Source organism: Isoptericola dokdonensis DS-3 (genome assembly GCF_001636295.1).
GTDB classification, from domain to species: Bacteria; Actinomycetota; Actinomycetes; order Actinomycetales; family Cellulomonadaceae; genus Isoptericola; species Isoptericola dokdonensis.
Map to the genome: position 1 here is coordinate 3,035,557 of NZ_CP014209.1, position 14,458 is coordinate 3,050,014.

General features: G+C 73.8%; 12 protein-coding genes. 10 read left to right on the forward strand and 2 right to left on the reverse strand.

All coding sequences use genetic code 11. The features are described from left to right. Positions 1–153: 153 nt before the first annotated feature. Entirely contained in the window at positions 154–1,863 is a 1,710-nt protein-coding gene (pgi, locus tag I598_RS13920) for a glucose-6-phosphate isomerase (RefSeq protein ID WP_068203465.1), read from the reverse strand. 170 nt (positions 1,864–2,033) lie between these two features. On the opposite strand from pgi, the gene I598_RS13925 reads away from it, so the two are divergent. The 6 genes from I598_RS13925 to I598_RS13950 all read left to right on the forward strand — a co-directional run bounded on the left by I598_RS13925 (position 2,034) and on the right by I598_RS13950 (position 7,364). Continuing rightward, entirely contained in the window at positions 2,034–2,519 is a 486-nt protein-coding gene (locus tag I598_RS13925; protein ID WP_068203466.1) for a DUF1269 domain-containing protein, read from the forward strand. Between the two features lie 177 nt (positions 2,520–2,696). Beyond that, positions 2,697–3,371, forward strand: coding sequence for a hypothetical protein (locus I598_RS17700; RefSeq protein ID WP_157557246.1), 675 nt, complete (start codon positions 2,697–2,699; stop codon positions 3,369–3,371). A gap of 118 nt (positions 3,372–3,489) precedes the next feature. Next, the gene (locus I598_RS13935; protein WP_068203468.1) at positions 3,490–3,900 is read left to right on the forward strand and encodes a hypothetical protein; all 411 of its coding nucleotides are present in this window, start codon (positions 3,490–3,492) and stop codon (positions 3,898–3,900) included. A 76-nt stretch (positions 3,901–3,976) separates the two neighbouring features. Further along, positions 3,977–5,185, forward strand: coding sequence for a phosphotransferase (locus I598_RS13940; RefSeq protein ID WP_232314166.1), 1,209 nt, complete (start codon positions 3,977–3,979; stop codon positions 5,183–5,185). Next, positions 5,182–6,711, forward strand: a complete 1,530-nt coding sequence (locus tag I598_RS13945; RefSeq protein ID WP_068203469.1) for a sensor histidine kinase — start codon at positions 5,182–5,184, stop codon at positions 6,709–6,711. Before I598_RS13940 ends, I598_RS13945 begins: the two co-directional genes overlap by 4 nt. Then, entirely contained in the window at positions 6,708–7,364 is a 657-nt protein-coding gene (locus I598_RS13950) for a response regulator transcription factor (protein WP_068203470.1), read from the forward strand. Before I598_RS13945 ends, I598_RS13950 begins: the two co-directional genes overlap by 4 nt. Before the next feature lie 40 nt (positions 7,365–7,404). Here the strand turns inward: I598_RS13950 and I598_RS13955 are convergent, their stop codons facing one another. Next, on the reverse strand, positions 7,405–8,451 hold the full coding sequence (locus tag I598_RS13955) for a LacI family DNA-binding transcriptional regulator (protein WP_232314167.1): 1,047 nt from the start codon (positions 8,449–8,451) through the stop codon (positions 7,405–7,407). Positions 8,452–8,636: 185 nt separating this feature from the next. Here I598_RS13955 and I598_RS13960 point away from each other — a divergent pair, with 185 nt between their 5' ends. From I598_RS13960 to I598_RS13975, 4 genes are read left to right on the forward strand one after another with little or no spacing between them, the layout of a single operon-like run. After that, on the forward strand, positions 8,637–9,956 hold the full coding sequence (locus I598_RS13960; protein ID WP_068203472.1) for an extracellular solute-binding protein: 1,320 nt from the start codon (positions 8,637–8,639) through the stop codon (positions 9,954–9,956). A 5-nt stretch (positions 9,957–9,961) separates the two neighbouring features. Further along, positions 9,962–10,975 (forward strand): carbohydrate ABC transporter permease, encoded by a 1,014-nt coding sequence (locus I598_RS13965; protein ID WP_068205310.1) that lies wholly within the window; start codon positions 9,962–9,964, stop codon positions 10,973–10,975. Continuing rightward, positions 10,975–11,874 (forward strand): carbohydrate ABC transporter permease, encoded by a 900-nt coding sequence (locus I598_RS13970; RefSeq protein ID WP_068203473.1) that lies wholly within the window; start codon positions 10,975–10,977, stop codon positions 11,872–11,874. Before I598_RS13965 ends, I598_RS13970 begins: the two co-directional genes overlap by 1 nt. Positions 11,875–11,894: 20 nt before the next feature. Further along, positions 11,895–14,324 carry a beta-xylosidase/alpha-l-arabinosidase gene (locus I598_RS13975; protein WP_232314168.1) on the forward strand — a complete coding sequence of 810 codons (2,430 nt, stop codon included), beginning with the start codon at positions 11,895–11,897 and terminating at the stop codon, positions 14,322–14,324. Positions 14,325–14,458 lie beyond the last annotated feature (134 nt).

Consider the following 14,458-nt stretch of genomic DNA (forward strand, 5'->3'; position numbering starts at 1 on the left):
GCTCCTTCGATGTCGCCGCCGGGGGGTGAGCGGTCGCGGAGCCGATTCTAGGGGCCGGAGTCGTCGCGGCGTGAGGTGAGGCGTGGTGACGTTGTCGGTCTGTGGCGAGGGGCCCGCCGGGGCGACCCGGCGGACCCCTCGTGGCTGTGCTGGTCAGGCGCGGTGCGCGCGGTAGTACTCCACGAGCGCCTTCGTCGACGAGTCCTGCGCGGCGAGCGCCTCGTCGTCGCCGGACACCGCGGGCGCGATCTCCAGGGCGAGCTTCTTGCCGAGCTCGACGCCCCACTGGTCGAACGAGTCGATGCCCCACACGACGCCCTGGACGAACGTGACGTGCTCGTACAGCGCGACGAGCTGGCCGAGCACGGACGGCGTGAGGGCGGGCGCCATGATCGACGTCGTCGGCCGGTTGCCGGAGAACGTGCGGGCGCTCACCAGGTGCTCGGCGGTGCCCTCGGCGCGGACCTCGTCGGCGGTCTTGCCGAACGCGAGGGCCTTCGTCTGGGCGAAGAAGTTCGCGAGGAACAGCTCGTGGACGTCGGCCCCGGGCCGGACGGCCCCGCCGTCACCGTCGGCGTCGGTGAGCGGGTAGGCGGGCGTCGCGAACGCGATGAAGTCCGCCGGGATCGTGCGGGTGCCCTGGTGGATGAGCTGGTAGAAGGCGTGCTGGCCGTTGGTGCCGGGCTCGCCCCAGAACACCTCGCCGGTCTGCGACGTGACGGGGGAGCCGTCCGCGCGCACCGACTTGCCGTTGGACTCCATCGTGAGCTGCTGGAGGTAGGCCGGGAAGCGGTGGAGCTGCTGGGCGTAGGGCAGCACGGCGTGGGTGTGGGCGTCGAGGAAGTTGACGTACCAGACGTTGAGCAGGCCCATCAGCGCGGGCACGTTCCGCTCCAGCGGGGTGCTGCGGAAGTGCTCGTCCATCGTGCGGAAGCCCGCGAGGAGCTCGCGGAAGACGTCGGGGCCGAACGCGATCGCCAGCGAGGTGCCGATGGCGGAGTCGACGGAGTAGCGCCCACCCACCCAGTCCCAGAAGCCGAAGGCGTTGGCGGGGTCGATGCCGAACGCGGCGACCTTGTCCAGCGCCGTCGAGACGGCGACGAAGTGCTTCCCGACGGCGGCCTGGCGGGCCTCGTCGGTGTCCTCGATGGCGCCGGCCGCGACGAGGCCCTCCCAGAGCCAGGCGCGGGCCAGCCGGGCGTTGGTCAGCGTCTCCAGGGTGCCGAACGTCTTCGACGCGACGATGAACAGCGTGGTCTCGGGGTCGAGGCCGGCGGTCTTCTGCGCGACGTCGGTGGGGTCGATGTTGGAGACGAACCGGGCGGCGGGGCCGCCCTCGCCGTAGGGCGCGAGCGCCTCGTAGACCATGACCGGGCCGAGGTCGGAGCCGCCGATGCCGATGTTGACGACGGTGCGCACCGGCTTGCCGGTGACGCCCGTCCAGGCGCCCGAGCGCACCTGGTCGGCGAACGCGCTGAGCTTGTCGAGCTCGCGCGCGACGTCCGCGTCGACGTCCTGGCCGTCGACGACGAGCGGCGGCTGCGTGCCGGGCGCACGGCGCAGGGCGGTGTGCAGGACGGCGCGGTCCTCGGTGACGTTGATGTGCTCGCCGGTGAACATCGCCTCGGTGCGGGCGGGCAGGTCCACGTCGTGGGCGAGGCGGACGAGGATCTCCAGGGTCTCGTCGGTGACGAGGTTCTTGGACAGGTCGACCAGGAGGTCGCCGGCGGTGCGGGTGAGCCGCTCCGCGCGGCCCGGGTCGGTGGCGAACCAGCCGCGCAGGTCGCCGCGGAAGTCGCGGTGGTGGCGCTGGAGGTCGGCCCAGGACGGCGTGGCGGTGGCGTCGGCAGGGGTGGTCGTCATGGTGCCTACGGTAGTGACCGCCGGGGAGTGCCGCGCGATCGTCCCACCAGAGGGCAAGCGCTTTCCTCGTTGCTGTGGCGGGGGCCGGAGGGCGGTGCCAGGATCGGGACGGTCGGTCCGGGACAAGCCGGACGATCCCGGACGTCGCACCATCCGAAGGAGAAAAGCTCATGGCCAACTTCACGGTCTGGAAGTTCGACACCCCCGAGGGCGCAGGGCGGGCCGCGTCGATCGTCAAGGACGCCGCCGGTGACGGGCTCGTCACGCTCGTCGACCACGCCGTCGTCTCGTGGCCCGAGGGCGCCGAGCACCCCGAGACCCACGGCATCAACGACGACGCCGCCAAGTCCGGCGGCTGGGGTGCCCTGTGGGGCCTGCTCATCGGTGCCCTCTTCTTCATCCCCGTCATCGGCGCCGTCGCCGGCGCGGCGATCGCCGGGCTGTCGAGGGCGCTCTCCGACGTCGGCATCCGCAAGGAGGACCTCGTCAAGATCAAGGAGGAGGTCGTCCCCGGCACCTCCGCGCTCTTCCTCGTGCTCGAGCAGACCGACACCGACCGCTTCGCCGAGCGCCTGCACGGGCTCAAGGCGACCCTGGTCAGCTCGAACCTGTCCGACACCGAGACCCGGGAGCTCAAGGAACGGTTCGGCTCCTGAACCGCGCACCCGCGCCCGCCACGACGCCCTCCGTCCCCCCGTCGGGGCGGAGGGCGTCGTCGTCCCCCGCACCTCGTCACGTCCGGATGAGAGTTCTCTCATCCGGGCCTCCTCCGCGTCTCATGCCCGGCACCCAGGCTGAGGAACGTCAACGAAGTCCGTTCGGAGGGGAACGCCATGAGGTCGTCGGTGAGGAAGCGTTGGGCGGTCGGGACCGTCGCGGTGCTCGGCATGGGAACCGTCAGTGCGGCGGCGCTGGGACTGCTGGACAAGGTGCCGCTCGGCGAGAGCGCCGCGGCCGTGACGCTCTCGGCCGAGGATCTCGCCGCGGCACGGGCCGCCGCCGACGTGAGCCCCACGCCGTCCCCGAGCTCCACGGCCGTCCCGAGCGCGAGCTCGGCCCGGTCGGCGCAGTCCGCCGGGACGCAGACCGGCGCCTCCGCCGCGTCGGCGCGGTCCGCCGCCTCGGCCACCGGCGCCTCCGGCCAGCAGGCGTCCGCAGCGTCGGCCCGGTCGGCGGCCTCCGCCCGGTCGGCCGCGTCCGCGCGGTCCGCGGCGTCGCCCGCCGCCGCCCCGCGTCAGCAGGCCGCCTCCGCGGCGTCGGCCCGGTCGGCCGCGTCGGCCCGTTCGGCCGCGTCCGCGCGGTCCGCGGCGTCCCCGGCCGCCGCCCCGCGTCAGCAGGCCGCCTCCGCGGCGTCGGCCCGGTCCGCGGCGTCCCCGGCACCCGCCCCGAAGAAGGCCCCGGCCGCCTCGCCGGCGTCACCCGCGACGCCCGACTCGCCCGCCTCCGCGGCCTCGCCCGCGTCGCCGGCCTCGCCCGACTCCCCGGAGTCCGCGGACTCCGGGGACTGACCCGCCACGACCCCGATGAGACCACTCTCATCGGGGTCTCCCGGAGGTCTCATCCCCGGGTCCCACGATGGTCGTACCCCGCACCGAGCGGGCACCGCAGCACACGAGGAGCAGCACCATGAAGCCGTCCGTCACGAAGCGCTGGATCGTCGCCGGCACCGCCGCCGCCCTGGGGGTGGGCGTCGTGAGCGCCGCCGCCGTCGGCCTCGACGACAGGGCCGCGCCGACGGAGACGGTCGCCGCGGTGACGCTGCCGGCCGCGCAGACCACCCCGGCGGCGTCCACCACGGACGCCGTCCCGGGCGACGTCGACCCCTCGCCCGAGTCCGCGGACTCGCCCGCCGAGTCCGCCGTCGACTCCGCCGACTCCCCACAGGCGGCGCAGCCGCGCGCGAACGAGGTCGTCGAGACCGCGGCCTCCGCCGGCAGCGGGCAGTCGCCCCAGTCGGCCGACTCGACCGACACCCCGCCCTCGGTGCAGTCCGCGCGGTCCGCCGACTCCGCGCGCTCGGCCGGCTCGGCGGACTGACGTGCGCGCGACGGGCGCCGTCCTGGACCGGCGTGGTGAACGAGCGCACCACGCCGGTTCTGGTGAGGATGGGGCCGTGGCGCAGAACGACCTGGACCTCCTGACGGGCGAGGACGCGACCGAGCTCCTCGCGACCGCCGTGGCGACCGCGGGGGGTGAGCTCGTCGACTGGTCCGTGCGGCAGGTCGACCACCGGCCCGGCCGGTCGACGACGGTGGCCTACCGGGCGCGCGTCCGGTGGGCGGGCCCGGGCGAGGGGACGGTCCGCACCGAGACCCTCGGCGCCTCGCTCGGCCGGCCCGCCGACCAGCAGGTCCCCGGGGTCCTCACCCTCGACGACGGCGAGCACGCCGTGGCGGTGTGGCGGTTCCCCGGCGACCCGGCGCTGCCCGCGCTGGCGACCGCGTTCGACGCGCACGCCGTGGCCACGCTGCTCGGCGACCTCGGTGTGCCCGAGGTCGCGCGCGGGCCCGTGACGCTCAAGGTGCGGGCCTACCGGCCGACGCGCCGCGCCGTCATCGAGGCCAGCACTCCCGGGGCCCGGGTGTTCCTCAAGGTGGTGCGGCCGGACAAGGTCGACGACCTGCACGCCCGGCACGCCCTGCTCGCCGGGGCGGGCCTGCCCGTGCCCAAGCCGCTGGGCCGCAACAACGACGGTCTGCTCGTCATCGCGCCGCTGCCCGGGGAGTCGATGCGGCACGCCGTCCGGGACGGCGGTGCCGTGCCAGGCCCGGAGGAGGTCGTCGAGCTGCTCGACCGGCTGCCTCGCGACGTCGCCGACCTCCCGCGCCGCACCTCGTGGAGCGAGAACGCCTCGCACTACGCGTCGGTCATCGGTGCCGCCCTGCCGGGCGAGGCGCAGCGTGCCGCCCAGCTCGCCACCGCCGTCGAGCAGCGCATCGCCGGGCTCCCCGCCGACGACCCGACGCACGGCGACCTCTACGAGGCGCAGGTCATGCTCACCGACGGCCGCATCACGGGCCTGCTCGACGTCGACTCCGCCGGGCCGGGCCGCCGCGCCGACGACCTGGCGTGCCTCGTCGCGCACGTCGAGACCCTGGCCCTGCTGCGCGGCTGGGACACCGAGCGGCTCCACGGGCTCGCCGTGCGGTACGCGCACGGGTTCGCCGGCGTCGTCGACCCGGACGAGCTCACCGCCCGGATCGCGGGCGTGCTGCTGTCGCTCGCGACCGGTCCGCACCGGGTGCAGGAGGCCGACTGGCCGGCGCAGACGTCCGTGCGCCTGGACGCCGTCGAGCGGTGGTTCGCCGGGATCCCGGGGTGAGCGGGCGACGGCGCGGCTGGCGCCCGTCGTCCCTGCCCGTCCGCACGAAGGTCCTCGCGTCCGTCCTGACGATGACGGCGCTGGGCCTGCTGATCGCGTGGGTCGTCACCGACGCCATCCAGGCGCGGGGCCTCACCGCGCGGATCCACGACGAGCTCGACCAGGAGGTCGAGGAGTTCCGGGTGCTGGCCGAGCAGGGCGTCGACCCGGAGACCGGCGACCCGTTCGCCAGCGTCGACCAGCTCCTGCGCGTCGCGATCGAGCGCAACGTGCCCGGGCCCGACCAGATGCTGGTGACGTTCGTGCAGGACGTCCCGCAGCTGTACGCGCCGCAGTGGGCGCGGCCCGTCGTCGACGACCCCGCGCTGCTGGACCTCGTCGCCGCGATCCCGCCCGACGCCGCACGGGTCGTGGAGACGACGATCGACACCGACGTCGGCCGGATGCGCGTCGCGGCCGTGCCCGTGCGGGTCGACGACGGTGACGAGCACGGCACGTACGTCGTCGGGGTGGACACCCACCTCGCCCGCGAGCAGCAGGACGAGCTGCGGCGCACGTACGTGCTGGTGTCGGCGGGCACCCTGGTGCTGGTCGGCGTCGTCGGCTGGCTCGCGACCGGGCGGCTGCTGCGCCCGCTCATGCAGCTGTCCGCGACCGCGCAGCAGGTCGGCGGCGACGACCTGTCGCTGCGCGCACCGGTCACGGGCGACGACGACGTCGCGACCCTCGGCCGGGCGTTCAACACGATGCTCGACCGGCTGGCGGCGGCGTTCGAGACGCAGCGCCAGTTCCTCGACGACACCGGCCACGAGCTGCGCACCCCGCTGACGGTGCTGCGCGGCCACCTGGAGCTGCTCGACCCGCACGACGCGCACGACGTCACCGAGACCCGCGCGCTGCTGCTCGACGAGACGGAGCGGATGAGCCGGATCGTCGAGGACCTGGTGCTGCTGGCCAAGGCCGACCGGCCCGACTTCGTCCGGCCGGGCGAGGTCGACCTGGGCCGCCTCACCGACGACCTGCTGGACAAGGCCCGCGCGCTCGGCGACCGTCGGTGGCGGGTGGACGCCCGGTCCGAGCGGACGGTGCGGGGCGACGAGCAGCGCCTCACGCAGGCCGTCCTCCAGCTCGCGGACAACGCCGTGAAGTACACCGCGCCCGGCACGACGGTGGCGGTGGGCAGCGCCGTGGTGGACGGCCGGGCGCGGCTGTGGCTGCGCGACGAGGGCCCCGGCGTGCCGGACGGCGACCACGACCGCATCTTCGAGCGGTTCGTGCGGGTGGACGCCTCGCCCGACGTGCGCGGGTCCGGCATCGGCCTCGCCATCGTCGCGGCCGTCGCGCAGGGCCACGGCGGCGACGTGACCGCCGGGGCCGGGCGGCCCGGCGCGGCGCCTCCGGGTCTGCGGGTGGAGCTGTCCTGGCCCGCCGGTGCGGCGGGCGAACGGGACGTGCCCGACGACGTGCCGGACGACACGACCCCAGGACCCGGGCGACCGGGCGACGAGCAGGAGGGACGACGGTGAGCAGCATCCTCGTGGCCGAGGACGAGGCACGGATCGCGCAGTTCGTGCGCAAGGGCCTGCGCGCCCACGGGTTCGCGCCGACGGTGGTGGGCGACGGCCTGACGGCGGTGCAGCACGCCCTGAGCGGGGAGTTCGACCTCATGGTGCTCGACATCGGGCTGCCCGAGCTGGACGGGTTCGAGGTGCTCGAACGGCTCCGCGGGTCGGGCAGCACCATGCCGGTCATCATCCTCACCGCGCGCGACTCCATCACCGACCGCGTGGCGGGCCTGGAGGGTGGCGCCGACGACTACATGGCCAAGCCCTTCGGGTTCGAGGAGCTGCTGGCACGCATCCGGCTGCGGCTGCGCGAGCCGGCTCGTGCCGAGCAGTCGGCGCTGGAGCACGGCGGGCTGCGGCTCGACCCCGCGACCCGGCAGGTGAGCGTCGCCGGGCGCGCCGTCGACCTGTCGGCGCGGGAGTACACCCTGGCCGAGGTGTTCCTGCGCCACCCCGGCCAGGTGCTGTCGCGCGAGCAGCTGCTCTCGCGGGTGTGGGGCTACGACTTCGACCCGGGCTCGAACGTCGTCGACGTGTACGTGCGCTACCTGCGCCGCAAGATCGGGGCGGAGCGCATCGAGACGGTCCGGGGGATGGGGTACCGGCTGGTCTGAGCCGTGGCCCCGGCGCTCCGCCCGGCGCCGGCCGGGGCGGTCAGGCCGGGGCGGGGCCGGTGCTGGCGCGGACCACCAGGGACGTCGGCAGCCGCAGGTGCTGCTCGCGCGGGGTGCCCTCGAGGACGTCGAGCAGCATCCGCAGCGCCTCGGCGCCCATGCGGTGCAGCGGCTGGGCGACGGTGGTCAGCGGGGGAGACGTGGTCGCGGACTCGGGGATGTTGTCGAAGCCGACGACGGAGAGGTCCTCCGGGACGCGCAGGCCGAGCTCGGCGGCGACCTCGAGGACGTGGATCGCGGACTGGTCGTTGGCCGCGAAGACGGCGGTGGGGCGCTCGCCGCGGGTCGGCCGCAGGAGCTCGCGGGCGGGGGTGTCGGCGGTCTCGGGGCGGTAGCCGCCGACCCGGACCAGCGCGGGGTCGACGCCGATGCCGGCCCCGTCGAGCGCCTGCCGGTAGCCGAGCTCGCGCAGGCGGGCGGACTCGAGGTCGGTGCGGCCGCCGAGGTGCGCGATGCGGCGGTGGCCGAGGGCGACGAGGTGCTCGACGGCCTCGCGGGCGCCGGTGGTGTTGTCCGAGTCGACGGTGTGCGTGCCCTCGGGGCCGGTGTGCGGGTCGACGGCGACGACGGGGATGCCGTTGGCCTCGGACAGCACCATGGTGGGGGTGACGACGATCGCGGCGTCGATGAGCGTGCCGGCGAGCCGGGACAGGGAGCGGCGCTCCCAGCCGGTGACCGTGCCGCCGTCGGACCCGCCGGAGTAGGCGAGGAGCTCATAGCCGGTGCCGGCGACGGCCGACGAGATGCCCTTGAGCAGCTCGGTGGAGTAGGGCTCGAACTCGGCGACGAGGACGCCGACGACGTTGGTGGACTGGCGGCGCAGGCTGCGCGCGACGAGCGACGACTCGTAGCCGAGGTCGGCGACGACGCCGAGGACGCGCTCCGCGGTGGCGGACGCGACGCCGTACCGGTTGTTGACGACCTTGGAGACCGTGGCGACGGAGACCCCGGCGACGCGCGCGACGTCGGAGATCGTCACGCGGCCGGTGTACGGCTGCGCGGCAGGCTGGTCGGCGGCTGTGCTCACCCCTGGAGCGTAGCCGTCCCGGGCCCGGGACGCGGGCGTCCGTCCGCGTTGTGAAACCGTTATCGAAAACGATTGACAGCGGTCCTCCAGGTTTGCGACGGTAGGCCTGCGCGGGAGCTCGGACCTCAGCGACGCACCGCGCCGGCATTCCGTACGACGAGTCGACGACGACCAAGGGGTTCACGATGACGAGGACAATGCGCCGCGCAGGAGCGGTCGCGATGGGCGCCACCATCGCCCTCCTGGCCACGGCCTGCGCCGGCCAGGGCACCGCCAACACCGACACGGAGGAGACCGCCAGCGCCGGCGGCGACACCACCGTCGAGTGGTGGCACAACTCCAACACCGGTGAGGGCAAGGAGTACTACGACCAGGTCGCCGCCGACTTCGAGGCGGCCAACCCGGGCGTCACCGTCCAGGTCGAGGCCATGCAGCACGAGGACATGGTCACCAAGCTGCAGGCGGCCATGCAGGCCGGCACCGACGTCCCCGACGTGTTCATGAGCCGCGGTGGCGGCGAGCTGCAGGCCGACATCGAGGCCGGCCTCCTGCGCGACCTCACCACCGACGCCTCCGACACGATCGAGAAGATCTCCTCGTTCGCCGGGCAGTACAGCGTCGACGACAAGGTCTACGCCCTGCCGTTCTCCATGGGCATCGTCGGGTTCTGGTACAACAAGGACCTCTTCGAGCAGGCCGGCATCACCGACGTGTCGCCCAGCCCGACCATCGAGGAGTTCGACGGCTACCTCGACCAGCTCAAGGCCGCGGAGATCGACCCGATCTCCGTCGGTGCGGGCGACAAGTGGCCGGCCGCGCACTACTGGTACTACGGCGTCGTGCGCGAGTGCGGCTTCGACACCGTCGAGGCGGCGATCGACTCGGGCGACTACTCCGACGAGTGCTTCCTCAAGGCCGGCGAGAACGTCCAGGACATCATCGGCCAGGAGCCGTTCAACCCCGGCTTCCTCGCCACCGCCGCGCAGTCCGGCCCGACGTCGGCCTCCGGCCTGCTCGCCAGCGAGCGCGTCGGCATGGAGCTCGCCGGTCACTGGGAGCCCGGTGTCGTCGGCGGCCTGCGCGAGGACCAGCAGGTCCCGGACTGGCTGGGCTGGTTCGCGTTCCCGACCTTCGAGGGTCAGGCCGGCGCCCCCGCCGACCAGATGGGTGGCGGTGACGCCTGGGCCGTGTCCCAGGACGCCCCCGACGCCGCCGTCGACTTCGCCGCGTACCTGCTGAGCGACGAGGTCCAGACCGGCTTCGCCGAGCTCGACATGGGTCTGCCCACCAACCCCGCCGCGACCGGCTCGCTGTCCAACGAGACGCTCGCCCAGCTCATCCCGGTGCGCGACGGCGGCGGCGAGACCCAGCTCTACCTGGACACCCGCCTCGGCCAGTCCGTCGGTGGAGCGATGAACGACGCGATCGCCCTGATGTTCGCCGGCGAGGCCGGCCCGCAGGACGTCGTCGACGCCATCGAAGAAGCCGCTGCGGCGCAGGGGTGACCGAGATGGCAGACGACGCCGCCGTCACCACGACGGCCGCCGTGTCGCCTGCCACCTCCTCCCGCCCGGCTGCCGGTGCGACCCGCGAGGGTCGACCGGCAGCCGGGCGTCCGGCGGGAGGTCGGCGGACGAGCGGCAAGGACCTCCGCAAGCGCCTGGAGATCGCGTTCTTCGTGACCCCGGCCCTGGCGATGCTCGTGCTCTTCGTCGTCTGGCCGGTCCTCACGGCCGTCCAGATGTCGGTCTACCGCTGGAACGGGCGCGGCCCGCTCGTGGACTTCGTCGGGCTCGCGAACTACGTGTCGGTGCTCACCGACGACGTGTTCGTCGGCTCGCTCGTCAACAACCTCGTGATCGTCGTGGCCTCGATCGCGATCCAGCTCCCGCTGGGTCTCGCGATCGCCCTGCTCCTCAACCGCAAGATGCGGGGACAGGGCGCGCTCCGCACGATCATCTTCGTGCCGTACGTCCTCGCCGAGGTCGTCGCCGGCGTCATCTGGTTCCAGCTCCTGCAGCCCTACTACGGCGTGCTCGACACGCTCCTGCAGGCCGTCGGCCTCGAACCGCCGGCCCAGGGCTGGCTCGGTGACCCGGACCTCGCGCTATGGACCGTGCTGGTCATCCTCACCTGGAAGTACCTCGGCCTCGCCGTCATCCTCTTCCTCGCCGGCCTGCAGAGCGTGCCCGAGGAGCTGTACGAGGCCGCCCAGCTCGACGGGGCCTCCTGGTGGCAGGTCCAGCGGCGCATCACCATCCCGCTGCTCGGCCCCACCATCCGCACCTGGGGCTTCCTGTCCATGATCGGGTCGCTCCAGCTGTTCGACATGGTCTGGATCCTCACCAAGGGCGGCCCCGCGAACGCCACCAGCACCATGGCGATCTTCCTCGTCAACGAGGGAACCCGGAGCAACAACTTCGGCATCGCCGGCGCCGCCTCCGTGATCCTGTTCGGCATCGCGCTCGTCATGGCCGTGCTCTACCAGCGACTCATCCTGAACCGCGACAAGGGGGTGGCGTGATGGCCACGACGACCCGACCGCCGGCCGGCCCGCCGGCCACCGCGCCGCAGCAGACCGCACGGCGGCACAGCGCGTCACGCCGGTTCCAGGGCGGCAGCCCGCTCGTCTACGCGGTGGCGTTCGTCGTCGTCTGCGCGACCCTCGGACCCGTCGTCTACGGCGTGCTCAGCGGGTTCCGCAGCAACGGCCAGCTCACCGAGGCGCCCGCCGCCCTGCCGGACCCGTGGGTCTTCACCAACTACACGGGCGTGCTCACCAACCCGTCCTTCTGGCAGTACTCCCTCAACTCGGTGATCATCGCGGTCGTCACCACGGCGATCGTCGTGGTCTTCGGGGTCATGGCCGCCTATCCGCTGGCGCGGTACACGTTCCGCGGACGCGAGGCGCTGTTCATGGTGTTCGTCGCCGGGCTGCTGTTCCCCGCCACCGTCGCCGTCATCCCGCTGTTCATCCTCCTCACCCAGAACTTCGGCCTGGGGAACACCTGGTGGGGCGTCGCGCTGCCGCAGGCGGCCTTCGCGCTGCCGATGACGGTCGTCATCCTGCGGCCGTTCCTGCAGGCCCTGCCGAAGGAGCTCGAGGAGGCCGCCCAGCTCGACGGGACCAGCCGCATCGGGTTCTTCTGGCGGATCCTGCTGCCGCTGTCCGGCCCCGGCATGGTCACCGTCGGCGTCCTCGCCTTCGTCGGCTCCTGGAACGCCTACCTGCTGCCGCTGCTGCTGCTGCAGGGCGACATGAAGACGCTGCCGCTGGGCGTCGCCGACTTCTCCTCCGAGCACTCCGCCGACACCGCCGGCGTGTTCGCCTTCACCTCCCTCGCGATGATCCCCGCGCTCGTCTTCTTCCTCGCGATGCAGAAGCGCATCGTCAACGGCCTCCAGGGCGCGGTGAAGGGATGACCGTGCAGAAAGAGAACCCGATGTCCTCCACGCACCTCCCGGCGACGCCGCAGGTCTCCGACCGCGTCGCCGCCCTCCACGCCCGCATGACCCTCGAGGAGAAGCTGGCGCAGATCGTCGGCTACTGGCTCGACAAGGGCGGCGAGGTCGTCGCACCCCTGCAGGGCGAGATGACCGCCCACCAGGCCGGCGCCGACAAGCTCGGCGAGATCACCCGGCACGGCCTCGGCCACTACACCCGCGTGTACGGCACCCGACCCGTCGCACCCGCCGAGCGTGCCGCGTGGCTGTGGGGCGAGCAGAAGCGGCTCAAGGCCGAGACCCGGCTCGGGATCCCCGCGCTCGTCCACGAGGAGTGCCTCACCGGGCTCGCCGCGTGGCAGGCCGCCACGTTCCCCACCCCGCTCGCCTGGGGTGCGTCGTTCGACCCCGAGCTCGTCGAGGAGATGGGCGCCGCCATCGGCGAATCCATGCGCGAGCTCGGCATCCACCAGGGCCTCGCCCCCGTGCTCGACGTCGTCCGCGACCCCCGCTGGGGCCGCGTCGACGAGTGCATCGGCGAGGACCCCTACCTCGTCGGCACCGTCGGCACCTCCTACGTGCGCGGCCTGCAGTCCGCCGGGGTGCACGCCACCCTCAAGCACTTCGTCGGCTACTCCGGCTCCCGGGCCGGGCGCAACCACGCACCCGTGGCGGCCGGCGCCCGGGAGATCGCCGACGTCTACCTGCCGCCCTTCGAGATGGCCGTCAAGGACGGCGGCGCGCGCTCCGTCATGGCGTCGTACGTCGACGTCGACGGCGTGCCCCTGCACGCGTCGTCCGAGTACCTCACCGACCTGCTGCGCGAGCAGTGGGGCTTCGACGGGACCGTCGTCGCCGACTACTTCGGCGTCGCGTTCCTGGAGGTCATGCACCACGTCGCCGCCGACCGCGCCGACGCCGCCGGGCAAGCGCTCGCCGCCGGGCTCGACATCGAGCTCCCCACCGGCGACGCGTTCCTCGAACCGCTCGCCACCGCCGTCCGCGACGGCCGCGTCGACGAGGCGCTCGTCGACCGGGCCGTGCTGCGCGCCCTCGCGCAGAAGGAAGAGCTCGGCCTGCTCGACGACGACGCGTTCGCCGGCGACGCCCCCACCGACATCGACCTCGACACCCCCCGGCACCGCGCCATCGCACGCCGCCTCGCCGAGGAGTCCGTCGTCCTGCTCTCCAACGACGGCCTCCTGCCGCTCGCCGGTCGCCCCACCGCCCCGCAGCGGGTCGCCGTCGTCGGGCCCAACGCCCACCGCGCCGACGCCCTCATGGGCTGCTACTCGTTCGCCAACCACGTGCTCGCCCACCACCCGCAGCACGAGCTCGGGTTCGAGATCCCCACCGTCCTCGAAGCGCTCGGCGGCGCCTTCGCCGCCGCCGGGGCCAACCGCCCCGCGCTCGCCCACGCCCGCGGCTGCGACGTCGAGGGCGAGGACACCTCCGGCTTCGCCGAGGCCGTGGCCACCGCGTCGTCCTCCGACGTCGCGATCGTCGTCGTCGGCGACCAGGCCGGCCTGTTCGGCCGCGGCTCCGTCGGTGAGGGCAACGACACCGAGACCCTCGACCTGCCCGGCGTGCAGCGGCGCCTCGTCGAAGAGGTCGTCGCCACCGGCACCCCCGTCGTCATGGTCGTCGTGTCCGGGCGTCCGTACGCCGTCGACTGGGCGCTCGACGGCGACCGCCGACCCGCCGCCGTGATCCAGGCGTTCTTCCCCGGCGAGGAGGGCGGCACCGCCATCGCCGGCGTCCTCACCGGAGCCGTCAACCCGTCCGGCCGCCTGCCCGTCTCCCTGCCGCGCTCCGCCGGCGCCCAGCCCTACTCCTACCTGCACCCCGCCCTCGGCGGACCCAGCGACGTCACCTCCGCCGACTCCACCCCGCTGCGCCCCTTCGGGTTCGGGCTGTCCTACACCGAGTTCGCGTACGCCGACCTCGTCGTCGCCCCCACCGCCGGCACCGACGCGGGGCTCACCGTCTCCGTGCGCGTCACCAACACCGGGGACGTCGACGGCGCCGACACCGTCCAGCTCTACGGCCGCGACGTCGTCGGCTCCGTCGCCCGTCCCCTCGTCCAGCTCCTCGCCTACCGGCGCGTGCCGCTCGCCGCCGGGGAGTCCGCCGTCGTCACCTTCGACGTCCCCGCCACCCGCCTCGCCTTCACCGACCGGCGCGGCGTCCGCGTCGTCGAGCCCGGCGACCTCGAGGTGTGGGTCGGCTCCCACGTCGCCGCCGTCGCCGGCGAGACCACCGAGCCGGACGACGCCACCGGTGGCGCCATCTCCAACGCCAAGGCCACCGCCAAGCGGGAGCTGCCCGGCACCGCCACCGAGCGCGCCGTCGTCCGGCTCACCGGCCCCGTGTACCCGCTCACCGGCGACGAGCCCCGGCTCGTCGGGGTGACCGTCACCGGCGGCTGAACCCCAGCCACCTGCCGGACCGTTCGCCCCCCGGGCGGTCCGGCAGGTCTTTCACGTGGCGAGTCAGCGCAGGTTGGCGCGAGTCAGCGCTGATTGGCGCGAGTCAGCGTGAACTTCGTTCAATCAGCGCAGGT